This is a genomic window from Dyella koreensis (assembly GCF_044904565.1).
Lineage (GTDB): Bacteria > Pseudomonadota > Gammaproteobacteria > Xanthomonadales > Rhodanobacteraceae > Dyella_D > Dyella_D koreensis.
In genome coordinates this window covers 118,519-143,052 of sequence record NZ_JADIKD010000008.1, presented here as the reverse complement: position 1 = coordinate 143,052, position 24,534 = coordinate 118,519, and the positions used below count along the sequence as shown (strand labels likewise).

The following is a 24,534-nucleotide window of genomic DNA, read 5'->3' as shown; positions in this document are numbered from 1 at the left end:
GATTCGTCTGGGCTATTCTCCGACGCTTTCGGGCGGCCCGCCGGGCCCGCCGTGAGGGCGCGACAAACAGCCTCATGGCCGTCCAAACGGCTGAATCGGCATGAAATCGTCATGTGCGGCCCACATGCTGTAGCTGCAAAACCGGGGCCCGGCATGTATCATGCCGGACCTCTTTCATCTCTCTATCCGTAAGGAAGGATATAACCCGCGATGAGCAACTTCCTCTTCACTTCCGAATCGGTCTCCGAAGGCCATCCGGACAAGGTCGCCGACCAGATCTCCGATGCCGTCCTCGACGCGATCCTCGCGCAGGATCCGCGTGCTCGCGTGGCCTGCGAGACCATGGTGAAGACCGGCGTGGCCATCGTCGCCGGCGAGATCACCACCAGCGCCTGGATCGACCTGGAAGCGCTGACCCGCAAGGTCATCGTCGACATCGGCTATGACTCCTCCGAAGTCGGTTTCGACGGCGAGACCTGCGGCGTGCTGAACCTGATCGGCAAGCAGTCGCCGGACATCAACCAGGGCGTGGACCGCAAGAAGCCGGAAGAACAGGGCGCTGGCGACCAGGGCCTGATGTTCGGCTACGCCACCAACGAGACCAAGGACTACATGCCGGCGGCGATCTACTACTCGCACCGCCTGGTCGAGCAGCAGGCCAAGGTCCGCAAGAAGAAGAACTCGCCGTTGCCGTGGCTGCGCCCGGACGCCAAGAGCCAGGTCACCCTGCGCTATGAGAACGGCGAAGCCGTCGCCATCGACGCGGTGGTGCTGTCGACCCAGCACGATCCGAGCGTGAAGCAGAAAGACCTGATCGAGGCCGTGCGCGAGCACATCCTCAAGCCGGTGCTGCCGTCCAAGCTGCTGCACAAGGGCACCAAGTTCCACATCAACCCGACCGGCAAGTTCGTGATCGGTGGCCCGGTGGGCGACTGCGGCCTGACCGGCCGCAAGATCATCGTCGACACCTACGGCGGCTGGGCCCGTCACGGTGGTGGCGCGTTCTCGGGCAAGGATCCGTCCAAGGTCGACCGTTCGGCCGCCTACGCGGCGCGCTATGTGGCGAAGAACATCGTCGCCGCCGGCATCGCCGATCGTTGCGAAGTGCAGGTCTCCTACGCCATCGGCGTGGCCGAGCCGACCTCGATCTCGGTCACCACCTTCGGCACCGGCAAGATCAGCGACGAGAAGATCGAGAAGCTGATCCGCAAGCACTTCGACCTGCGCCCGTACGGCATCATCAAGATGCTGGATCTGGTGCACCCGATGTACCAGCAGACCGCCAGCTACGGTCACTTCGGCCGTACCCCGTACGAAGTGAAGGGTCCGGACGGCAAGACCTACACCGCTTTCTCCTGGGAGAAGACGGACAAGGCCGAGGCACTGCGCGCGGATGCCAAGCTGAAGTAAGGCGCAGCGCAAGCGAGTTTTTTGCTTGCCGGCCTATAAAACCCCGCGGCTTGCCGCGGGGTTTTTGTTTGCCACGAGCGCGGGGAAAGTCCGCGCATCCACTAGAATGCACCCATGTCCCTGATCCAGCTTCAGCGCGTCGACTTCAGTATCGGCGGCCCTCTCCTGCTCGAACATGTCGATCTCTCGATCGAATCGAACGAGCGCGTGTGCATCGTCGGTCGCAACGGCGAAGGCAAATCCACCCTCATGAAACTGATCGCCGGCGAGTTGAAAGCCGACGACGGCGAAGTGCGCGTGCAGAGCGGCGTGGTCGTCGCGCGCATGGCGCAGGAGGTGCCGCAGGATACGTCCGGCAGCGTGTTCGACGTGGTCTCCGAAGGCCTTGGCGATCTCGGCCATTTGCTGGCGCGTTATCACCATCTGCTCGCCGAGCACGACTTCGACGCGCTGGGCGAAGTGCAGACGCAGATTGAAGCGCAGCACGGCTGGGATCTCGACCGCCGCGTCACCGAAGTGCTGACCAAGCTGGAACTGCCGGCCGATACCGATTTTGCCGCGTTGTCGGGCGGTATGAAGCGCCGCGTGCTGCTCGCGCAGGCGCTGGTGCGCAAGCCGGACGTGCTGCTGCTGGACGAGCCGACCAACCACCTCGACATCGAAGCGATCGCCTGGCTGGAAAACTTCCTCAAGCAGTTCGCCGGCAGCATCGTATTCATCACCCATGACCGCAGTTTTCTCCGTTCGCTGGCCACGCGCATCGTCGAGATCGACCGCGGCCAGCTCACCAGTTGGCCCGGCGACTACGACAACTACCTGCGCCGCCGCGAGGAGCGCCTGCACGCCGAAGCGCAGGCTAATGCGCTGTTCGACAAGAAGCTGGCGCAGGAAGAAGTGTGGATCCGCCAGGGCATCAAGGCCCGCCGCACCCGCAACGAAGGCCGCGTGCGCGCGCTGAAAGCCCTGCGCAACGAGCGCGCGGAACGCCGCAATCTGGTCGGCGCGGTCAAGATGACCCTGGCCAATGCGCAGGCTTCCGGCAAAAAAGTGGTCGATCTCGAACACGTGCACCAGGCCTACGGCGGCCGTGTGCTGATCGACGATCTGTCCACCACCATCATGCGTGGCGACCGCGTGGGCATCATCGGCCCGAACGGCGCCGGCAAGAGCACGCTGCTGAAGATCATGCTCGGCGACCTCAAGCCGCAGCGTGGTGAAGCCAGTATCGGCACGGGTATCCAGATCGCCTACTTCGATCAGCATCGCGTGCAGCTCAACGACACGCTCAATGCGCTGGACAACGTGGCCGAGGGTCGCGAATACATTGAGCTCAATGGCCAGCGCAAACACATCATCGGCTATCTGCAGGATTTCCTGTTTTCGCCGGAACGCGCGCGCGCGCCGATCACCCGCCTCTCCGGCGGCGAACGCAATCGCCTGCTATTGGCCAAGCTGTTCGCGCAGCCGTCCAATCTGCTGGTGATGGACGAACCGACCAACGATCTCGACGTCGAGACGCTGGAGCTGCTGGAAGAACTGCTTACCGAATACCAGGGCACCTTGCTGCTGGTCTCGCATGACCGCGAATTCCTCGACAACGTCGTGAGCAGCACGCTGGTGCTGGAAGGCAACGGCCAGATCGGCGAGTACGTGGGCGGCTATAGCGACTGGTTGCGTCAGCGGCCTGCGGCTGCCGCTGTACTCGCCGCAGCCGTGGCCAAACCAGGGCTGGTACGCAACGATCCGGCACCTGCCGCACCAGCGGCACCCAAGCGCAAGTTGAGCTTCAAGGATGCGCGCGAGCTCGAACAGCTACCGGCGCGGATCGAAACGCTGGAGAACGACATTGCCGCCCGCAGCGCGGCGATGAATGAACCGGCATTCTTCCAGCAGGACAGCACCACGATCATCAAGGCGAACGAAGCGCTGGCGAAGGTGCAGGCCGAACTGGATGCGGCTTATGCGCGCTGGACGGAACTGGATAGCTGACGTCCATCGGTAGGAGCGCACCCTGTGCGCGACCGGGTTATGTGAGGCGATCGCGCACAGGGTGCGCTCCTACAGATAATCAATGATGGTCTTTCGCTTTCCCCACGTGGGACTGCATCAGGCGATCGGTCCATGCGATGCCGATGGCCGAGCCGATAAACACCACATGGATGATGGTCTGCCACATCACGCCTTGCGGCGTCAGCGTGGCGCATTTGAGAGCCGCGCCACTGCCGGCGTTCTCCGCGATGGTTGCCAGTACGTCGGCGGAGCAGAACGGCAATCCACCCAGCGAACCGGCAGCAATGAAAGTCTTCAGCAAGTGAATGGAGGAGATGCCGATGATCGCCATCGCCAGCTTCACCTTCAGCACCGACGCATTCACATGCGACAGCCACTCCGGCTGATCGGGATGGTTCTCCAGGCCCAGGCGCGACACGAAGGTTTCGTAGCCGCCGACGATCACCATCACCAGCAGGTTGGAGATCATCACCACGTCGATCAGGCCGAGCACGATCAACATGATCTCCTGCTCGCCCAGGCTCGGCGCCTCGTGGATCAGGTGCCACAGCTCCTTGCCGAACAGAAAGACGTAGACGCATTGCGCCACGATCAGGCCGAGGTATAGCGGCAACTGCAGCCAGCGCGAGCTGAAGATGAGAAACGGCAGCGGGCCGAGGCGGGGGTTGTTCGAGGGTTGCATAGACTTCGATGCGGGGAGAGATCGGCCAGCCTAGCGGCTCCGCAAGAAATTACGCAAGACGAATCAACCCGTATTCTGTAGGCCCTGCGATACGCCGTTCACACAGGCCACCAGCGCCCGCAGCAAGGCATCGTCCTCGCTGCCGGACGCGCGCCAGCGCTGCAGCAGATCCACTTGCAGCAGGCTCATCGGGTCGATGTAGGGGTTGCGCAAGCGGATCGACACGGCCAGCTTCGGCGTGTCGCGCAGCAATTCGTCGCTGCCCTTCAGACGCAGCAGCCAGCGGCTGGTGAGTTCGAACTCGTCGCGGATCAGGCCGAAGAAGGGTTCATGCAGCGGCCCGGCTAGGCGCGAAAATACCTCCGCGATAGCGAGGTCGCTCTTGGCCAGCACCATCTCCACGTCGTCGAGCATGTTGGCGAAGAAGGGCCAGTCGCGCGCCATCTCGATCAGCGCGGCCTCGCCGAATTCGGCGGCGCCACGTTCCAGCGCGGTGCCCAGGCCGTACCAGCCGGTGATGATGGAACGGCATTGGGTCCAGGCGAACACCCAGGGAATCGCGCGCAGATCCTCCACCCCGCGCATGCTGCGGCGGCGCGACGGGCGCGAGCCGAGCGTCATGCGTTCGATCACGTCGATAGGCGTGGCGGAACGGAAGTAGTCGATGAATCCGTCACGCTCCACAAAGGCGCGATAGGTCTGGCGGCTGATGGATGACAGCGTGGCCATGCGTTCGCGCCAGAGCGCTTCGCGCTGCTCCACCTCGCGTGGCCGCAGGCTGGCGCGCAGCACCGCGCCCACGGTCTGTTCCAGATTGCGCAACGCCAGTGCGCGGATGCCGTACTTGCGATGGATCACCTCGCCCTGCTCCGTCACGCGCAGCACGCCCGCCACCGAGCCGCGCGGCGAGGACATCAGCGCCGGCGCGATACGTGCGCCACCGCGGCTGGCGGAACCGCCGCGGCCGTGGAAGAAAGACAGGCGCACGCCAGCCTCGCCCGCAACTTCCAGTAATTCCACCTGCGCACGCTGCAGGCCCCAGCGCGACGCCAGGGTGCCACCGTCCTTGCCACTGTCGGAGTAACCGAGCATCACCCACTGGCGGCCACCGCGCGAATCGAGATGCGCGCGATAGACAGGGTCGCCGAACAAGGCGCGCAACGTCGCTGGCGCGTTCGCCAGGTCGTCGACGGTTTCGAATAGCGGCGCGATATCGAGCGGTACGCCGCCGTCTGCAATAAGTCCGCCGTGTCGTGCCAGCGCCAGCACCGCCAGCACATCCGCTGCCGAACGCGCCATGCTGATGATGTACAGCCCCAGGGCTTCGGCGCCGTAGCGCTTTCGTGCGTCATGCAATGTGGCGAAAACCGCCTTCAACGCCTGCGCGCCAGCGTCGTCGCTCGCCCCAAAAGCGCGCTCGCCACCAGCATAGGCATGCAGTCGCTCGATGCGCGCCGCCGGACTCAGCGAAACCCAATCGGCGTCACCCGTCAGCGCCGCCAGGGCGTCGTCGTGCACACGCGAATCCTGCCGCACATCCAGCCGCGCCATATGGAAGCCGAACGTACGCACGCGCCAGATCAGGCGTTGCACGGCGTAAGCGCCCGCATGCAGGCCGCGATGGTCGAACAGGCTGTCAGCGATCAGCTGCAGGTCGCCGATCAGTTCCTGGGTAGAGGTATAGCCCTCCGGATGATCGTCATCATGGGTGGCCTGCAGACGCGCGCCGACCATGGTGAGGAAACTGCGGTAAGGCATGTCGGCGTGGCGCGGCCGCACCTGCGCCGCCGCTTCGGGAAAGCGCTCGCGGTAGTCGGCCAGGCGCTGCGCCAGCCCCCGGTCCACGGCGACCCGCCCCTCGGTCTGGCTGAGCAAACGCGCCAGGCCGGCGATGTCGGCGGCGTAGTGTTCCAGCACGTGCGCACGCTGCGTGCCCAGGCTGGCGGCGATGGTGTCGGCGCCCACGTTCGGGTTGCCGTCCATATCGCCACCTACCCAGGTGGCGAAGGCGAGCAGGCGCGGCAGCGCCACCGCCACGCCGTAGACCTCCTGCAAGGCATCGGCCAGCGACTCGTACAGCGCGGGCACGATGCGGTAGATCGGGTTGGCCAGATAGAAGCCGACGTGATGGTGCTCGTCCTGCACGCTGGGGCGGATCGGCGACGCCTCCGCCGTCTGCCAGCCCGAAGACAGCGCCATGAAGATGCGGTCGTCGTCTTCCTTGCGTTCCTGCGGTGTGCGGCTGGGATCGAAGTTGTCGATCAGCGCGCGCACGATCGCCTGCTCTTTCTCCAGCAGCGAGCGGCGCATCGCCTCGGTGGGATGCGCGGTGAACACCGGCTCCACGCGCAGCCGCGCCAGCCATTCCAGCAACTCGGCCGCGCCTACGCCCTGCTCTTTCAGTCGCGTCAGCACATCCAGCAGCGATTCCGGCTGCGGTGCGCCTTCGGTACGTTGGTAATCGCGGCGGCGGCGGATGCGGTGCACGCGCTCGGCGATATTGACGGCCTGGAAGTAGGTGGCGAAGGCGCGCGCCAGTGCTTCGGCACGCTGCGTGTCCTGCCCGGTCAGCAAGCTCGCCAGCAAGGTGAGCGGCGCGCCTTCGTGGCGGCGCGCGATGGCGGCGGTGCGGATACGTTCGACTTCATCAAAGAAATCCGGCGAGACCTGTTCGGCCAGCATGTTGCCGACCAGGGTGCCGAGGCGGCGTACGTCTTCGCGGAGTGGGGCGTCGTGCGGGGCGAACTCAGGACTGCGTTGCTGGCTCATCGATGCCACGGATTGGATGTCTGGACGGCCAAGACTACTCCAAGATTTCCGTCTTTTGTGCGCCGCCGCAAAGGCTTGTTGTCCCTGTAGGAGCGCACCCTGTGCGCGAACCACGGCTGCGCCGCTACCCCGGTCGCCCACAGGGTGGGCTCCTACAAATGAGAACGGGGCGCCTGGCGCCCCGTTCTTGAACTGGCCGACCGATCGACTCAGCGCACGGTCTTACCAGCATCACCCGCCGGCTTCGCCTGCTTCACGTAACGCTCCAGCCACTCATTCGACTCGGCCAGCATTTCCATGATCGATTCGCGCGCGCGGTAGGCGTGCGCCTCGTTCGGCAGCATCACCAGCCGGGCGGTGCCGCCCAGCCCCTTGATCGCCGCATACAGGCGCTCGCTCTGGATCGGGAAGGTGCCGGAGTTGTTGTCCTGCTCGCCGTGGATCATCAACAGCGCGTCCTTGATGTGGTCGGCGTAGTTGAACGGCGACATGGTGTTGTACACCTCCTCCGCCTGCCAGTAGTTGCGCTCTTCGGACTGGAAGCCGAACGGTGTGAGTGTGCGGTTGTAGGCGCCGCTGCGCGCGATGCCGGCCTTGAACAGCCGTGTATGCGCGAGCAGGTTGGCGGTCATGAAGGCGCCGTAGGAATGGCCGCCCACGGCGATGCGGTTACGGTCGGCCACGCCGCGACGCACGACCTCGTCCACCGCCGCTTCGGCACTCGCCACCAGCTGCGGGATGTAGGTGTCGTTCGGCTCCTTGCTGCCCTCGCCCACAATCGGCACCGCGAAGTTGTCCAGCACGGTGTAGCCCATCGCCAGGAACACCTGCGGCCCCCAGAAGCCGATGCGGTTGAAGCGGTATGGCGAATCGGTGACCTGGCTGGCCGCCTCGGCCGATTTGAACTCGGTGGGGTAGGCCCACATCAGCATCGGGCGCGGGCCATCTTTTTTCGGGTCGTACTTGGGCGGCAGGTAGAGCGTGGCGGTGAGTTCCACGCCGTCCTTGCGCTTGTAGCGGATCTGTTCCTTCTTCACACCTTTGAGCTGCGGCGTGGGGTGCGGGAAGTGCGTAAGCGCGCGCAGCGGCGAACCCTTGGCACTGCCATCGCGAACGAAGAAGTTGGTCGGCTCATCGGGCGACTCGCGTGAGGTCAGCAGGCCCTGTCCTTCCGAATCCAGCACGGCCTGCGGCGCTTCGTAATACGGCGCCTGCGAATGGAACAGACGCGCGGCCTGCCCATCGCGCAGGTCAACCTTGTCCACAAAGGGACGATTGCCCTCCGGCGATGCGCCTTCGCCAAGCCGGAAGATGCTTTCGCCATCGGCCGCGATCAGCAGGCGCGATTCACCATGCTCATCCCTGACGGTGATCGGCTTGCCGGGATTCTTGTAGCGGTCCTCCGAAGAACCTTCGCGAACCAGCTTGGGAGCCTGTTCCGGGTGATCCGGTGCCACGCGCCACTCTTTCACCTGGCGCGTCTTCCACCAGAACTCGCTGATCAGGGCCAGATTGCCGTTGCCCCAATACGTGCCCTGGTAGCGGGTGGCCAGCTTCGCCAGGGTGACGGGCGCATGGTCGAACGGCGCCGTCTGCATCAGCACGGCGTCGCGGATATCGGCTTTGCGTGCAGGGTCGCCGCCGTCCTGGGCCTCGGCCCATACCAGGGTGGCGGGCGCATCGCTGCGCCATTCGATATCGCGCACGCCGGTACGCACGGCATCGTTGCCGGTGGGCAGGCCTTCGATCAGCGGCTGGCTGGCGATCTCTTTGACCAGCTTGCCGTTGAGATCGAGCACTTCGATGTGGCGGGGAAATTCGGTGACCGGCACCAGATAGGAGAACGGACGCTCCACACGCTGACGCAGCAGATAACGGCCATCCGGCGACGCGTCGACGGACAGCGTCAGTGCCGACTCACCCACGCGGGTTACCTTGCCTTGCAGGTCGACGAGAGCCGATTGCGAACGCAGGTAATGTTCGAACACGCGTGCGTCGTCTTCGTTGCGCAGCATGTCCTGATACGTGCGGATGGCCTTCACGCCCTGCCCGGCCTGTGTTTCCTGCACGTTCGGCCCGGAGGGAATGGCATTGGATACCGGCGCTGCGCCCTGCCCCTCTGCACGCAGCTGCACCAGCAGCTGCTGGCTGTCGGGCATCCAGGCATAACCGCGGCTGGCCACCGTGTTCAATGGGAGGTCAGTGAGCCGGCGCGCGCTGCGCGCCGCCACGTCCACCAGCCACAGTTCATTGCTGCCCGACTTGGCATCGACTTGATTGAAAGCGAGGTAGCGCTGATCCGGCGACCAGCTGGAGCTGGCGATGGACAGCGGCTGCGGCAGGCCCTGCAGGTGGATCTCCTTGCCGCTGGCGATCTCCATCAGCCACAGGTCGCTGCCGAACAGGAAGCGGCTTTCCGCATAGGTGCGCGGATTAATGCGCAAGCCGGCCAGCTTCAATTCTGGCTGGGCCACCACATCGATGCCGGGCAGCGCTGGCGCTTGCGTCAGCGCGAGCAGATCGCGATGCGGGCTGATCGACAGCTGCGGCGGGCGGGGTGCGTCCACCAGCGCTTGCAGCGGCTTGGGCGGCAATTGATAGCCGCCGGCTGGCGCAGCCGCGACAGCCACCGGTGCTGCCTGCGAATACACCGCCGTCGAGTGCATCGCCAGCGGCAGCGCCGCGAGCAGGAGACCGGCAAGAGCGAGGCGTGAAAGGGATCTATCCATGTCGAGTCAGCACCGTAGCCGAAGGAATTTGCGACCATAACGGCGCCGCGGGCGCCAGACCCTAGGCCATCAGTCATGTGCCTCGGTGCCGGCCGTCAAACGCCGACCCGGAGAACCCGGAGGGGACTGACGCTATAATCTGCGGCTCTCGCCGAGGGGCGCTGCGACCGTGGATGGTTTAGCCACGGCCAGGCTCGGCGGATAGCCTTTGTAACGGCGCCCGGTCAACGATGCGACATACCTCGTCGCGATCACCGGAGATACGCCATGAACGCAGTCACCAAAGATTCCGCCACGCAGGACTTCAAGGTCCGCGACATCTCCCTCGCCGAGCTCGGCCGCCGCCGTATCCGCATGGCGGAAGAGGAAATGCCGGGCCTGATGCAGATCCGCGCCCGCTACGCCAAGGAGCAGCCGCTGAAGGGCGTGCGCCTGTCCGGCTCGCTGCACGTCACCAAGGAAACCGCTGTGCTGGCCGAGACGCTGCGCGCGCTGGGCGCCTCGGTGCGCTGGGCCTCGTGCAACATCTTCTCCACCCAGGACGACGTGGCCGCCGCGCTGGCCGCCGGCGACCTGCCGGTGTTCGCCTGGAAGGGCGAGTCGCTGGAGGAGTACTGGGACTGCACGCTCGACATGCTGACCCACCCGGGTGAGCTCGGTCCGCAGCTGATCGTGGACGACGGTGGCGACGCCACCCTGCTGATCCACAAGGGCCTGGAACTCGAGAACGGCGATAACTGGGTCAACACCCCCAGCGGCAACCACGAAGAGCAGGTGATCAAGGATCTGCTCAAGCGCGTGCTGAAGGAGCGCCCGGGCTTCTGGAAGAAGGTTGCGGCCGAGTGGAAGGGCGTCTCCGAAGAGACCACCACCGGCGTGCACCGCCTCTATCAGCTGGCCGAGGCCGGCAAGCTGCTGGTGCCGGCGATCAACGTCAATGACTCGGTCACCAAGAGCAAGTTCGACAACTTGTACGGCTGCCGCGAGTCGCTGGCCGACGGCATCAAGCGCGCCACCGACCTGATGGTGGCCGGCAAGGTCGCCGTGGTCTGCGGCTATGGCGATGTGGGCAAGGGTTGCGCGCACTCGCTGAAGGGCTTCGGCGCGCGCGTGATCGTGACCGAGATCGACCCGATCAACGCCCTGCAGGCGGCGATGGAAGGCTTCCAGGTCACCACCATCGAAGACACCCTCGGCATCGGCGACATCTACGTCACCACTACCGGCAACAAGGACATCATCACGCTGGAGCACATGGCGGCGATGAAGAACAACGCGCTGGTGTGCAACATCGGCCACTTCGACAACGAGATCCAGATCGACCGCCTCAACGGCGCCAAGGACGTCACCCGCGAGAACATCAAGCCGCAGGTGGATCGCTACACCTTCGCCAAGACTGGCCACAGTATCTACATGCTGGCCGAGGGTCGCCTGGTGAACCTGGGTTGCGCGCACGGTCACCCGAGCTTCGTCATGTCCAACAGCTTCTCCAACCAGACGCTGGCCCAGCTCGACCTGTGGGCGAACAAGGACAAGTACGAGAAGACCGTGTATCGCCTGCCGAAGAAGCTGGACGAGGAAGTCGCCCGCCTGCATCTTGAGCAGATCGGCGTGAAGCTGACCAAGCTGACGCCGGAACAGGCTGCGTATATCGGTGTGCCGGTGGAAGGTCCGTACAAGCCGGATCATTACCGCTACTGATCGGCTGCTGTCAGGGCATGCAGCAAAATGAAGCGCGCGGCGTCAGCCGCGCGCTTTTTTGTGGCGCGAGAACATCGCCAGACAATCCTCAACTTAGCCATGACGCGCCATGCCGCGTGTTCTTGCGCCGTGAACTTGCCTGATCCGCACACCGAAACGCAGTGCTAGCATCGCCGCACAAACGATGACGCCCTGACGTTTCGTTGGATAACCGGATGGTGCCTATGGGGGAGCTCCGTCAATATCGAATGCCGGCGATCGTGCTTGGCCGTGGCGCCACAGCGCTGGGCATTCTGCGCAGCCTGCATATCGCAGGCATTCCCGCTTATGTCGCCTGCCCCGCCGATGATCTGACCACCCATTCGCGCTGGTTCCATCCCACGCCAGGGTCGCCGCCCTGGGATGGCTCGCTAGGGTCGCGGGGTTACGAAGCTCTGCGCGACATCCCACTCGAACACGCGGTGTTGATTCCGGGCGCCGACGACGCCGCGCTATGGCTGACTGGCCTGCCGCAAAGCGATCTCGGCGCGCGCTTTTCACTGAGCACCAGCTCGCGCGAAACCCAGGAAATCCTGCAGGACAAGGCGCGCTTCTCCGCCCATCTCGACACGCTGGGTATTCCCAAGCCGCGCACGTATCGCATCGACACGATCGCCGATATCGAGGCGATTCCGCTCGAATCGCTGGATCGCGTCTTCATCAAGCCGGTGAACTCGCAGCAGTTCAGCGAAGTCACCGGCGTCAAGGGTGTCTGGGTCAAGCGCCGTGAAGATCTTCGCGAGAACTGGCAGCGCTTGCACGCACAGGGCTTCACGCTGATGGCGCAGGAGTATGTGCCAGGCACACCCGCCGATCATTTTTTTGTCGATGGTTTCCGCGATCGCGACGGCGTGCTGACAGGTTTGTTCGCACGGCAGCGCATCCGCATCTCGCCACCGGACTTCGGCAACAGCTCCTACTGCCGCAGTATTCCGCTGGCGCAGGTGCAGGCGCCCATCGAATACATGACGGCGTTGCTGGCCAGCTTGCAGTACCGCGGCATCTTCAGCGCCGAGTTCAAGCGCGACGCGCGCGACGGGGTGTTTCGCATCCTCGAGGTGAATACGCGCGCATGGACGTATGTGGAGTTCGCCGCGCGCTGCGGGGTGAATGTTTGCGAGATGGCCTACCAGGATGCGCTGGGCCTGCCGGTAACGCGGTCTCCGACCAGCTACCCAATCGGCGCGGGCTGCGTGGATCTCTATCGCGATCTCAGCACGGTGCGCGCACAGTCGTCCGCGGCGCGCGGGCCGATGCTCACGATCCTGGGCCAATGGGCGAGCGCCCATTTCCACTCGTTCCGGCTTGACGACCCGCGGCCGGGGCTGCGTTTCGCAGGGCAAGTGATTTCGCAGCAACTGAAGCGGCGCCTGTAGGAGCGCACCCTGTGCGCGAAAGCCCTGCGCAGCAGGGCTGTCTTTGCCACATGCGGAGAAAAGAGCGGCCCTGCTGCGCAGGGCTTTCGCGCACAGGGTGCGCTCCTACCATGGCCACATCGGGGCATATATCGCTTTATCGCGAGGGAGAGATATATACTCCGTGCACTGCCCGCCGGACCCGAGCAATGTCATCGATCAGCTTCGAATTCTTCCCGCCCAAGACCGAAGAGCAGCGCGACCAGCTGGACCGTGCCGCCAGGTCGCTGAAGTCGCGTAAGCCCGATTACGTATCTGTCACCTTCGGCGCGGGTGGGTCCACCCTCAGCTACACCGGCGAAACCGTGGCCCGCCTGCATCGCGACCACGGCCTCGACGTGGCCCCACACCTGTCCTGCATGGGCGGTACGCGCGCCGAGATCGCCGATCTGCTGGATAGCTACCGCGCGGCCGGCTATCGCCGCCTTGTCGCACTGCGCGGCGACCTGCCTTCGGGCATGGCTTCGCCGGGCGATTTCCACTACGCCTCGGAACTGGTCAGCTTTATCCGCAAGCACAGCGGCGATCACTTCCATATCGAAGTGGCGGCGTATCCGGAAACCCACCCGCAGGCCGACGACGCGCTGATCGACCTTCAGCACTTCAAGACCAAGGTGGATGCCGGCGCCAACGGCGCGATCACTCAGTACTTCTTCAACGCCGATGCGTACTTCCGTTTCGTGGAGGACGTGCGGCGACTGGGCGTGCAGGTGCCGATCGTGCCGGGCATCATGCCGATCTCCAATTTCAGCCAGCTCAAGCGCTTCTCCGACGCCTGCGGCGCTGAGATTCCGCGCTGGATCGCCAAGCGCATGCAGGCGCACGGGGACGATGTCGAATCGATCCGCGAGCTCGCCGCCGACGTCGTTGCCCAGCTGTGTCGCCGCCTGCTAGAAGGCGGTGCGCCCGGGCTGCACTTCTACACACTCAACCGCGCCAAGGCGACGCTGGCGATTCTGGACCGGCTGCACGGTTGACGCTGTGCAGCCAGCGTATGCTGGGGGGATGCGCCTTTCCTTCTTCGTCTTCTTGCTGTTGCTGTGCGTGTCACTGCATCCCGCCACCAGCTTTGCCCAGGCCGGCATCCATCGATGCATCAGCGCCGATGGTCATCCGCTTTTCACTGATCAACAGTGTGCTGCGCTGAACGCAACGCCGGTGCAGCCAGCGCCCCAGCCCGCTAGCACACCCAGTGTTACAACCATGCCGGCCAGCGTGCCGCCGCCGATTCTGTGTGCGTCCAATATCGCCGAGCTGCGCCAGAGCGTCACCGACGCCTTTGCCACTCGCGACCCCAATCGCCTGGCCGGACTGATGCTGTGGGGCGGCTATGGCCGCAACGCCGCGGTGGCGGATATCCGCGCCCTGACCACCCTGATGCAGCAGCCCTTGCTGGACTTCGGCGAGGACCGTGCAGAGCAACAGCCGGCCGCGCCGCCGGCCAACGATCTATACAACCTCGATACAACGCCGATGGCGGGCAGCAGCAGTAGCGCCCCGCCCCCGCCACCCACGCCCGCGTCCACCGAACGCCAGCTGGTATTGCGCACCGCCGCCACCGACGGCAGCGGCGTACCGCACGAGACCCGTTTCGCCATCGTGCGCCGCTCCGGCTGCCTGTGGTTGCGCAACGCCGAGTAAATACCTCGGAAGCCTGCTGAAAGGCCCGCTGTAGCGGCAGCAGGTATCATGTCGCTCATTTTTCCGGAGAACCGACATGGCGCAGCAGTATCCCGAATGGATCTGGCAGAACGGCCAGATCAAGCCCTGGCACGAAGCCACCACGCATGTGATGTCGCATGCGCTGCATTACGGCTCGTCGGTGTTCGAAGGCATCCGCAGCTATGCCACGCCGGACGGCGCCGCGATCTTCCGTCTCACGGATCACCTGAAGCGCCTGTATCAGTCGGCCAAGATCTACGACATGGTGTTGCCGCATACGCAGGATGAGATCGCCACTGCCTGTCGCGACGTGATCAAGAAGAACGGCCTCGGCGCCGCTTATCTGCGCCCGGTGGCTTACCGCGGCCTGGGCGGTTTCGGCCTGTCGGCCGAAACGCCGATCGACGTCGCCGTGGCGGCCTGGCCGATGGGCCCCTATCTCGGGCCGGAGGCGCTGGAAAGCGGCATCGACGCCTGCGTATCGAGCTGGCAGCGCTTTGCGCCCAACACCATTCCGGCTGGCGCCAAAGCCGGCGGCAACTATCTCTCCGGCCAGCTGATCGCGCGTGAAGCGCGCCGTCTCGGCTTCGGCGAGGGCATTGCGCTGGCGTCCACCGGCCTGCTCAGTGAAGGTGCGGGCGAGAACCTGTTCCTGGTATTCGACGGCGTGCTGCACACCACGCCGGCCAGCGCCTCGATCCTCACCGGCATCACCCGCCACACGCTGATTACGCTGGCGCGCGAAGACGGCATTGAAGTGATCGAGCGCGATATCCCGCGCGAATTCCTCTATCTCGCCGACGAACTGCTGATGTGCGGCACCGCCGCTGAAATCACCCCGATCCGCTCGGTGGATGGCAAGCAGGTCGGCGCCGGCAAGGCTGGACGTGTCACGCGTCGTATGCAGGAGCTGTTCTTCGGCCTGTTCAACGGCAAGACCAACGATCAGTGGGGCTGGCTGGAGCCGGTGTAAGCAGCCCCATCACGTCGTCCGTGATTTCCCTGCCCTGCGTACAAGATAGGGCCGGGTGAGAAGTGGAGGCTGGCCGCAGCGTTCCACCTATTCACTCGCTACCTCCAACACCCTCGCAAGCCCGGTCGCGCGTTCCCCACGCGCGACCTGCGCGCGCAAGTGCTCCATGAAGGCGCGCTCCAGTGCATCGACCTCGGCCAGGCTCATGCACTGCTCCTCGCCCACGTAGACGAAGCGCAACTGGCCGTGCAGCGAAAAGGCCATCAAGCCAAGGATACGCACGCCGAAGGAGCGCACGGACACGCTGAATTCCTCCAGGCGGAACGGCGCATCCGGCCCCACCAGATCGATCGGCCCCAGATTGGAAAAGGAAAACTGGTTCCAGTTGCCGTTGCGGCTCAACGCATCACCGAGCCGCACGATGGAACGGACCTTGTCGTCCGAGGGCGGCTTGAGCATCTCGCAGAAGCGATACTTGCCCGGAATGTCTCGCAGCTCTTGCTCGATCTTCTCGCCCATCTCCCGATAGATATTGCGCGCCCGCTCCCACAGATCGGCGCCGCGCTCACGACCGACCGCGATCTTGAAGCTGCCGCCGCCAAAGAACAGCATGTCGTCCTTGAGCAGGGGCAACCGGCCGCGCCGCGCATCGATCGGACTGTCAATACGCGTGGGCGCGCGCTTGCCCAGAGCCGCTTGCAGGGCCTGATCGAGGATCGCCAGCAAAGCCGCATGCATCGACACTCGCTCGCGCCTGCAGCGGTCCTTCAAGGCGGCAGTCAGTCCCGTATCGACTTGCCATTCCCGCCGCACGGGATCGCGACGTAACGGCTTGTGCGAAGGCGGAACCAGTCCGATCAAACCATTGATCGCCGCAGCGGCCAAGCGGCGCTTCCACTCGTCCGTGCCATGCGCGGCGCCGGCGACGTCCAGGGGACTGACCGGCGCGTACGGCAGTAGCGCTTGCTCGCGATGCAGCCCGCCGAGCAGCTCTTTTGCCACGATCAGCACGCTCATGCCGTCGCAGATGCGGTGCGCGGCAGTGATCAGCAACAGCCCGCCATGATCGGTGCGCAGCCAAGCCACACGCAACTGCGGCTCGTGAGGGGCGAAAGCGACCGCCTCCTCGCGCTCGATTTCGCGCGCAAGATCCGGCTCCGATCTGCACATCGCCGCGCGCAAAGGCACCGGCCCGGCCGCATCCAGCTCGTAGTACAGCCCGTCCCGCTCTTCGCGGATCAGCATGCGCAACGCCGGATGTTTGCTCTGCACGCAGTCCAGCGCAGTGCGCAGGCGTTCCATCGATAGCTCGCCGGCAATGGCGAGCTGATAACTGAGGTTGCCGTCGATCAGGCGTTCGATGGTGGTGAGTTTGCGCTTCATGGCCGCTATTCCGCCGCGACCGACGAGCCACCGGCCAACGTTTCGCGTTGCGTCGGCATCTTTCTGCAGAACGAGGCGATACGCGGATGCAGGCTTTCGAACGTACCAAGCCGCCCCAGACGTCCATCAAGGTAGCCCCAGGCGACCGCTAGCAACTTGCGCAGTTTCTGTGGCTCGAACAGCAGGACATTGAGCGACTGATGCAGGGCCAGCAGGCCGCCCAGCCAATGCAGCGCCCAATGCGACCGATACATGCGCAGGGTGAAAACACCGTTGCGCGCGCCGTAGTAGCGCCTCCAGGCCGCATGATTGGTGGTGAACATGCGGCCGTGACGCTCGATATCACCCGTGGTCTGACGCATCGTCACCGCCGCATTCATATAGACCGGGATGCCCTGACTGTTGGCGCGCAGTCCATATTCGATGTCGATGTACTCAATGAAATAGTCTTCGCGAAATGCGCCCAGGCGGCGATAGGCCTGCGCCGAAATCGCCGAGCCCGAGGAAATCACGAACAGAGTTTCGAACAGGCCTTCCGTCGGCTCGCTCATCTTCATCAGCTTGGGCCAGCGTCGTCCGGGTGACAGCACCACCATGAATTTTTCGAGGTTGATCTCGTAGATCTTCGGGCCGAGGATGAATTCCTCGCGTTCCATGCATTCGCACGCCTGCATCATCGCGCCGAAGAAGTTCTCGCCGATATCCGAATCCTGATCGAGCAGGAAGATCACCTCGCAGCCGCGCTCGAGCAGCATCTCGGCACCGCGGTTGTAGGCTCCCGCAAGTCCGCCGCGATTGGCGTTGTGCAGCACCGTCATGCCCTGCTGCCGCAACAACTCGTAGAGCGCCAGATCAGGCTGCGGCGAGTTGTCCACGGCGATCAGGTTCTGCCCCGCCGCCGCGGCTTTATCCAGATTGCGCAGGAACGTTTCGGTGGGGTGGTAGAGCACAAAGATCAGGCCGTAGCGCTTCATAAGCTCTCCACGGGCAAGGGGCCGGCACTCATGCCGGACGCGACCGAAGCCGGCAATGCGATGGCGGTCTGCAGCAGCTCCATCGCCAGTTGGCGGATCTGCACCGCCTGCGCGCGCGGAAGCGAACTCTCATCCGAAATGAAAGCGATATCCAGCCGCTCTGCGAAAGCCACGATGGTGATCAGGTTCGCGGGCGTAGGCTCCAGCAGCGCCGAGGGAGCATGAATGGCTTCCAGGTGGAGGTTGCCGTAGTCCTGCGTCGAGGCGTCCAGCCGCCCCAGGTAAGACAGCGAGACATTGCGGCCGCTTCGCCGCGATCGCGAATAGGCGATCAGGCGATCGAACAGCGGATGCAGCCTTTCGAGGCCAAGCAGGCGCTCATAGACCATGGGCGCCAGGCGGTCGATCTTGCGACGCATATCGTCGTTCAAGGCCCGCGCCAGAGCCCAGAAATCAGCCATCTCGGCCAGGGTTTTGCGGCTACCGAACGACAGCTGCACCGTCGGTGCCATCGTGAACAGCGCGCCGCCTTGCAGTGCCGGCAGGTAACGTCGCGCATCGACCGGCGCAACGAATTTGTCCACGCCGCGGGCGCCGCGCACCGACCAGCAGGCCAGCATGAAAGCGGTGCTCAGGGTCGCAAACACGCTGACGCCTTCCTGCTTGCTACGCCGCACGAGCGCCTGCGTCGCCGCGGGCTCGATCGACCAGCGCAAGGTATACGCTGGACCGTAACTCAACGGCGGGCCGATCCGCTGCAGGCGGATCAGCCATGCGAACAGTGCAGCCTTCCAGCGCGCGCGTCGCTGCAGCCAACGGTCGCCCTGCGCCTCGGGCGGCACGATATCTTCGCTGTTGCCCAGCGCGAAACGGCGCCCGAGTTTCGAATGGGGCCGACCACAGACAGTGAGGATGTCGTGCATCAATCCCACGGCCGACAGGCCGTCGCAGATGCAGTGATGGCAGCTCAGCAACAACTCGCTGCGCTCTGCACCGCGTAGCCAGACCAGGCGAACCAGCGGTTGGCGCTGCCCGTCGAACAAGCGCTCGCACTCGAGGCGTGCCTGCGCCTGCCAATCGTCTTCGGTCTGTCGCTCAACGATACGCAGAGCGATGGGCGGAGGTGTTGCCTGCTGCACAAACCAGGGATGCCCGTCGGCGGCGTGCTCCACCAGGCATTGCAGCACCGCGTGCCGGGCCTGCACGCGATCCAGGGCAAGGCGCAAGCGCTCCTCATCCAGTGCGCCGGCCAGGGTTGCCGGCAGCACCAGGGCGACGGGTCGCTGGCCGTCCAAATACATGCCGCGCTCGAACAACGTGAAGGGACGCCTAGCCGTCATGCCACGCTCCATGCCTGTCCTTGGGATGCTTCGATGGCGGCCGGCTCGCCGAGCAAGCCCCAGCGCCGCAACTGACGCAGCGCCTCGCCCACGCCATCTTCCGCACGTACCGCTCGGCCTAGCGCCGCCGCTTCCTCGATCATGGACGGCTGCCGCATCGCGGCCAGCGCCGCCGCCACGGCGTTCGCGTCCAGATGCTCGCGATCCAGCGCAGGTGGTGCCACGCCACGACGCTGCAGGCAGCGCGCCCAGAATGGCTGGTCGCCGTAGAAGGGCACGATGGCCGAGGGAATGCCTGCGCGCGCGGCCGCCGCCGTCGTACCCGCGCCGCCGTGATGCACAGCAGCGGCCATACGCGGGAACAGCCAGTCGTGCGGCGCCTGGCGCAGGCCGTAGATTTGTTCGTCCAGCACCCCTTCGGCGATGTCCAGGCCGCCCCAACCGGCGGCGAACACCGCGCGCTGGCCGCTCTTGCGCACGCCGTCCAGCACGGTGCGGGTGAACGCCGCAGCTTGATTACTGACCATGCTGCCGAAACCGATATAAACCGGCTTCGGTCCTGCGGCGAGGAAGTCGCCAAGGTCGGTCGGCGGGGTCCATGCCGGCGGATCGAAAAACCAGTAGCCGGTGACCTGGGAGCTGTCTGGCCAATCTGTCGGCCGCGCCAGCACGTGCCGGCTGAAGCCGTTGATCACCTTGGCGTCCAACGCCCCGCGCCCGAGATAAGGACCGTGCCAGGGATAGCGAGGCAGGCCCAGCCGCGGTCGCACGATGTCGTTGATCGCCGGACGCATCACATGCCACACCAGCAGATAGAGCAGGTGATGTGCTGCAAGACTGAGCGCGCCGGGCAGGCGTTCGCGCGAACCACTCAGCACCATGGGCGGCAGCAGGCGCGAAGGCGTCAACGGCTGCAGCCGCGCGATCGCGAAAGGCACTCCGCGCCGTTCGGACAGGGCCTTGGCCAACAAGGTGCTGTTGCTCACCCCGATCAGCAGGCCGGCGTTCTCGCTCGCCGCCAGTCCTTCATCGACCCAGTGCACGGCCCATTGCGCATAGCGCTCGCGGAAGATGCGCGCCATCGCACGCAGGTCCAGGCCCTGATCGGCGATGCTGCGGTCGGTCTCCAGCATCGCCTGGAAATCGGCGGTCAGCGGGAAGAACTCCAGTCCCGCCTCGCGCACCAGCCCGGCAAAGTTGCCGCTGGTCGCGATGCGCACCGGATACCCCGCGCGGCGCAGCCCCTGCCCCAGCGCCACGCAAGGCCGCACGTCGCCCTGGGTGCCGATAGTGAAGATCACGATGGGCTTATGCATGCCCGCCGCCCGCTCAGGCATACACCGCGGCGAAATCCGGCTGCCCCGCCGGCGGTGCGGCTGGCAAGCGCTCCTCCAGAATGTCGGACAGGCGGTGCCGCAGGACCGTGCCGATCTGCGCCGCCGATGCGGGATCCAATACCGCCTCGTGGTGGCAGGCCAGCTCATGCACTTCGATGCGCCGCGCGATAAAGGGCCGCCACGCCGAGGGCCGATGATCGAGGATCCCCTCCAGGTCGCCTTCGCTCTGGGTAGCGTGAAAATAGAGCAGATCCAGATCCGCCCTGTGCGGCGCGTATTGCCGCGCCAGATCCAGGTTGTTGCGCATCACTGCGAACAAGTGCTCGATGAACTGCGGATGGCTCTTGATGATCTCCTGCACCAGCGGGATCGAGCGCGCGTTATAGCCATGCAGCAGCAGGGCGGCCAGCTCCTTGAGGGTCTGCGGCGCGTTCTCGCGCGCGTGATGGTGCAGCCCGAGGAAACTCAGGGCGGCCCGTACTTCCTTGGCTTCTTCGCGCGGCCGGGAGCGCTCGCTGGTCGTGAACAGGTAGCTGTCGATCATGGCCAGCAGCTCTACCCGTTCGCCCATGGCCAGCAACTGCCCGGCAATGGCGTGGCCGATCAGGCCGCCTAGCGAACGCCCGACCAGCCGGTACGGCCCTTCCGGCTGGATGCTCCGGATCTGCGTCAGGTAATCGGCTGCCACTTCCTCGATGCTACCCGGCAACCGCGTGTCCCCGCGCAGGCCACGCGACTGCAGACCATATACCGGCACAGCGGGATCCAGATGGCGCAGCAGGCTGGAGAAGCCCAGGCTGAGTCCCATGATCGGGTGGATGCAGAACAGCGGCCGCGGCTGCGCCTTGCCAACCTCGCGCAACTTGGGTGGCGCGCGCAACACGAGTATCTGACCCAACGGATCGTCGTGCCCGCCGTTGAGCCGTTCGATAAAGGCCGCGAGGCTGGCCACCGTGGAGGCTTCGAACAGGCTAGCCAAGGGCAACTCCATGCCGAACTCCTCGGGGAAGCTCGCCACCATCTCCATGGCGGTCAGCGAGTCTCCGCCGAGTTCGAAGAAATTGTCGTGCAGGCCCACCCGCTCGACGCTCAGCAGACGCTGCCACAACCCGGCCAACTTGCGTTCGATGGCGGTACCGGGCTCGACGAAAGCCGCGCTGCCGGCACGGTCCGGCGCCGGCAGCGCGCGACGGTCGAGCTTGCCGCTGGGTGTCAGCGGCATGGCGTCCAGCACGGTGAAGCTGCTTGGCAGCATGTGCTCCGGCAGCCGGCGGCCCAGAAACACACGCAACTCGTCGAGATCCAGCACGAAGGCTTCGCGCGGCACGACATAGGCGGCCAACGCCACCGTGCCACTGGCATCGCACGTCGCGGTCACCGCCGCGGCGGCGACCGCGACGTGCTTGGCCAACAAACTTTCGATCTCGCCCAATTCAACGCGGTGCCCGCGAATCTTCACTTGGGTATCGACGCGCCCGATGAATTCGAGCAGTCCATCGTCGCGCCAGCGCACCAGATCGCCCGTGCAATACATGCGGCTGCCGTCGCCGGCGAAGGGATCGAGCGGAAAACGTTCTTCGGTCAACTGCGGACGATGCAGATATCCCTTGGCCACTCCCGCGCCGCCGATGCACAACTCACCGATGGCGCCTGTCACCACCGGCTTTCGCGCGGCATCCAGGACATACAGGCGGGTGTTGAGAATGGGGCGTCCGATCGGCGGCGTGCCGGAACCGATCTCCTCGAGCTCGCATGCCGTCGACCACACCGTCGTTTCGGTAGGACCGTAGAACTGGGTCACCCGTGCTGCGGCGGCCTTGAGCCGCGCGGCGAGTTCCGCACTGAGGGCCTCGCCGCCGACCAGCGCATGCACCTGTGTCAGCTGAGTTTCCGGACTGGCCAGCAAGATGCGCCAGAGCGAAGGCGTGGCCTGCACATGCGTAACGCCGCTGCGCTGGATCAGGCGCGCCAATTCCAGCGGCTGCTGTGCGGCACCGTTGCCAGCCATCACGACACAGGCGCCTACCGTCAGCGGCAGGTACAGCTCGAGTCCCGCGATGTCGAAGATCACCGTGGTGACGGCCAGGAAACGGTCGCCGGCGGTGGGTTTGAGCTGCAGCGTCATGCCCTGCAGAAAGTTGGCGAGATTGCCGTGCGTCACCTCCACGCCCTTGGGGCGGCCGGTCGAACCGGAGGTATAGAGCACATAGGCAATACCGTCAGGCCGACTGAAATCTGCGTCTTGCGGCTGATCCAACGCGGACGCGTCGACCTGCTCCGGCAACAGCCGCGCTACGCCGCCTACGGCCAGGCGACCGTGGATCTCGCTGGTCGCTATGAGGGCAATCGGCGCCGCGTCGTCCAGCACCAAGGCGATGCGCTCGGCCGGACCATCCGGGTCGATCGGCAGATAAGCCGCACCGGTGCGCATGATGGCCAGCAGCACGATCAACAACTGTTCGCTACGCGGCAACGCTACCGCGACGATGTCGCCGGGTTCGATGCCATCGGCGAGCAGTTGCCGCGCCTGGCGCAGGCTCCGCTGGTGCAGCTCGCGATAGCTCAACACGATGTCGCTGAAAATTACCGCGGGTGCATCGGGTGTCAGCGCGGCCTGCCGCGCGACACGTGACGGCAAGCCGACCGGTTCGACCGGCCCGGCCGTGTCATTCCACACCACCAACAGACGATGCCGCTCTTCCTCGCCCAGCAGATCGACCTGCTGCAAAGGCACGGACGGATCGGCCAGCACGCTCTCGATCAGGCGGCATAGGCGGCGCAGGTGTTCATCCAGCTCCTCCATGCCGTACAGCAATGGATTGGCGTCCAGGTCGAACCGCAGGCCGGAATCCGTGCCGCGGTCGTAGACGAACACCATCAAGTCTTCCGCCGAACTGTTCGACAGGTTGTGCGACACCGTGCCAGCGCCAGCGAAATCGAGCTGATAATCGAAAGGTTCGATATTGATTCCCAGCCAGGCCACGCTGCGCCCCTGGCCGACTTGCGCAAGATCGCGACGCACATCTTCATAGCGGTACTGCTGGTGACGCAGCGCCTGCCGCACGACGCGCGACACTTGCTCGAACAACTGAGCGGCCGTCATGCCCGGCGCGAAATGCAGGCGAATCGCCACCACGTTGGCAAACATTCCCGGTGCCTGGCGCGCTGCGGCGTTGAGCCGCGCCGACACGGGCATACCGAAGACCAGATCGTCTGCGCCAGTGACGCGGTGGTAGTACGCCGCTACCAGACCGATCAGGACCTGCGGCAGGCTCGCACCCGTCGCTTTGCCCAGCTCGCTGAGCCGCCGCGCCGTTTCCGGCGGCAGGTAACCCGTGCTGCGACACAGGCGGTCGCCCAGGCCAGGACGATGGCGGTGACGCGACAGGGTGACTGCCTCGGGCAGCCCGGCCAGCTGCTCCATCCAGTACTCGCGATCGCGGCGGAAGCGATCCGAGTGGCGGTACGCGGTTTCCATCTCGACGGCAGTTGCCGCGGGGCTGAACTCACACGGCACGGGCTCGCGCCCTTCCACCAAGGCCGTGTACAGCTCCGCCAAGCGCCGCGCCAACAGCCCCCCGCCATAGCCGTCGAGCACGATGTGATGCGCGCGCTGATACCAGACGTAGCGCTCGTCGGCCAGCTTGAACAAAGCGCTGGCCCATAACGGGTCCTGCTCCAGGTCCGGGTTCCGCGAGAACTCATCCTGCATCCAGGCTTCGGCCGCCGCGCGCGGGTCTGCCTCGGCGCTCATGTCGAAGAACGGGAAGTTGCCCGGATAGACCGGACGGATCACCTGCCTCGGCTTGCCGTCGCGCTCAACAATATGAGTGCGCATCATCTCGGCCTCATCGGCGAGGCGATGTAGCGCGTGGCGAAACAGCCCCGGTTCGATCGGCCCGCAGATTTCCACGGCCTCGGCGATATTCATGATCGCGCCGCCGGCGTCTATTTTGTGGTTCACCCACAGGCCGCGCTGAGCGGTCGTCAAAGGCAGGGTATCGTCGCGCTTGTCATTCATCGCATTACCTCCTGTCACCGCCATCGCCGCACGCATCCACTGCGCCGCGAAAAACAATTACCGGCTGTATTTGCCCGGACTCTGGATTA

Annotated in this window: 15 protein-coding genes and 1 riboswitch; of the genes, 7 read left to right on the top strand and 8 right to left on the bottom strand. The window is 65.0% G+C overall.

The window, feature by feature from the left end; translation table 11 throughout:
• Positions 1-210: 210 nt before the first annotated feature.
• Both metK and ISS97_RS06355 read left to right on the top strand, forming a co-directional pair.
• Positions 211-1,410: a methionine adenosyltransferase gene (gene metK / locus ISS97_RS06360; protein ID WP_379987096.1), complete on the top strand. Its 1,200-nt coding sequence runs from the start codon at positions 211-213 to the stop codon at positions 1,408-1,410.
• A gap of 114 nt (positions 1,411-1,524) precedes the next feature.
• Positions 1,525-3,399, top strand: a complete 1,875-nt coding sequence (locus ISS97_RS06355) for an ATP-binding cassette domain-containing protein (RefSeq protein ID WP_379987097.1) — start codon at positions 1,525-1,527, stop codon at positions 3,397-3,399.
• A gap of 79 nt (positions 3,400-3,478) precedes the next feature.
• Here the strand turns inward: ISS97_RS06355 and ISS97_RS06350 are convergent, their stop codons facing one another.
• From ISS97_RS06350 to ISS97_RS06340, 3 genes are all read right to left on the bottom strand, one after another.
• Complete coding sequence (locus ISS97_RS06350; RefSeq protein WP_379987098.1) at positions 3,479-4,102, bottom strand: TIGR00645 family protein; 624 nt, start codon at positions 4,100-4,102, stop codon at positions 3,479-3,481.
• A 63-nt stretch (positions 4,103-4,165) separates the two neighbouring features.
• Positions 4,166-6,871: a phosphoenolpyruvate carboxylase gene (ppc, locus tag ISS97_RS06345; protein WP_379987099.1), complete on the bottom strand. Its 2,706-nt coding sequence runs from the start codon at positions 6,869-6,871 to the stop codon at positions 4,166-4,168.
• Positions 6,872-7,080: 209 nt separating this feature from the next.
• Positions 7,081-9,600 carry a S9 family peptidase gene (locus tag ISS97_RS06340; RefSeq protein ID WP_379987100.1) on the bottom strand — a complete coding sequence of 840 codons (2,520 nt, stop codon included), beginning with the start codon at positions 9,598-9,600 and terminating at the stop codon, positions 7,081-7,083.
• A gap of 147 nt (positions 9,601-9,747) precedes the next feature.
• Positions 9,748-9,829, top strand: a riboswitch (S-adenosyl-L-homocysteine riboswitch).
• Between the two features lie 38 nt (positions 9,830-9,867).
• Here ISS97_RS06340 and ahcY point away from each other — a divergent pair.
• The 5 genes from ahcY (at position 9,868) to ISS97_RS06315 (ending at position 15,390) form a co-directional block, all read left to right on the top strand.
• Positions 9,868-11,301, top strand: a complete 1,434-nt coding sequence (gene ahcY, locus ISS97_RS06335; RefSeq protein WP_379987101.1) for an adenosylhomocysteinase — start codon at positions 9,868-9,870, stop codon at positions 11,299-11,301.
• 224 nt (positions 11,302-11,525) lie between these two features.
• On the top strand, positions 11,526-12,716 hold the full coding sequence (locus ISS97_RS06330) for a carboxylate--amine ligase (protein WP_379987102.1): 1,191 nt from the start codon (positions 11,526-11,528) through the stop codon (positions 12,714-12,716).
• A 188-nt stretch (positions 12,717-12,904) separates the two neighbouring features.
• Positions 12,905-13,732 (top strand): methylenetetrahydrofolate reductase [NAD(P)H], encoded by an 828-nt coding sequence (metF, locus tag ISS97_RS06325; protein WP_379987103.1) that lies wholly within the window; start codon positions 12,905-12,907, stop codon positions 13,730-13,732.
• Between the two features lie 28 nt (positions 13,733-13,760).
• Positions 13,761-14,396 carry a DUF4124 domain-containing protein gene (locus ISS97_RS06320; RefSeq protein WP_379987104.1) on the top strand — a complete coding sequence of 212 codons (636 nt, stop codon included), beginning with the start codon at positions 13,761-13,763 and terminating at the stop codon, positions 14,394-14,396.
• Between the two features lie 76 nt (positions 14,397-14,472).
• The gene (locus tag ISS97_RS06315) at positions 14,473-15,390 is read left to right on the top strand and encodes a branched-chain amino acid transaminase (RefSeq protein ID WP_379987105.1); all 918 of its coding nucleotides are present in this window, start codon (positions 14,473-14,475) and stop codon (positions 15,388-15,390) included.
• An 87-nt stretch (positions 15,391-15,477) separates the two neighbouring features.
• Here ISS97_RS06315 and ISS97_RS06310 read toward each other — a convergent pair whose 3' ends face one another.
• From ISS97_RS06310 to ISS97_RS06290, 5 genes are read right to left on the bottom strand one after another with little or no spacing between them, the layout of a single operon-like run.
• Positions 15,478-16,773: a condensation domain-containing protein gene (locus ISS97_RS06310; protein WP_379987106.1), complete on the bottom strand. Its 1,296-nt coding sequence runs from the start codon at positions 16,771-16,773 to the stop codon at positions 15,478-15,480.
• Positions 16,774-16,778: 5 nt separating this feature from the next.
• Positions 16,779-17,747 (bottom strand): glycosyltransferase family 2 protein, encoded by a 969-nt coding sequence (locus ISS97_RS06305; RefSeq protein WP_379987107.1) that lies wholly within the window; start codon positions 17,745-17,747, stop codon positions 16,779-16,781.
• Complete coding sequence (locus ISS97_RS06300; RefSeq protein WP_379987108.1) at positions 17,744-19,087, bottom strand: condensation domain-containing protein; 1,344 nt, start codon at positions 19,085-19,087, stop codon at positions 17,744-17,746. Before ISS97_RS06300 ends, ISS97_RS06305 begins: the two co-directional genes overlap by 4 nt.
• The gene (locus ISS97_RS06295) at positions 19,084-20,424 is read right to left on the bottom strand and encodes a glycosyltransferase (RefSeq protein WP_379987109.1); all 1,341 of its coding nucleotides are present in this window, start codon (positions 20,422-20,424) and stop codon (positions 19,084-19,086) included. The genes ISS97_RS06300 and ISS97_RS06295 overlap by 4 nt, the downstream gene beginning before the upstream one ends.
• Positions 20,417-24,445 carry an amino acid adenylation domain-containing protein gene (locus ISS97_RS06290; RefSeq protein WP_379987110.1) on the bottom strand — a complete coding sequence of 1,343 codons (4,029 nt, stop codon included), beginning with the start codon at positions 24,443-24,445 and terminating at the stop codon, positions 20,417-20,419. Before ISS97_RS06290 ends, ISS97_RS06295 begins: the two co-directional genes overlap by 8 nt.
• Positions 24,446-24,534: the final 89 nt, after the last annotated feature.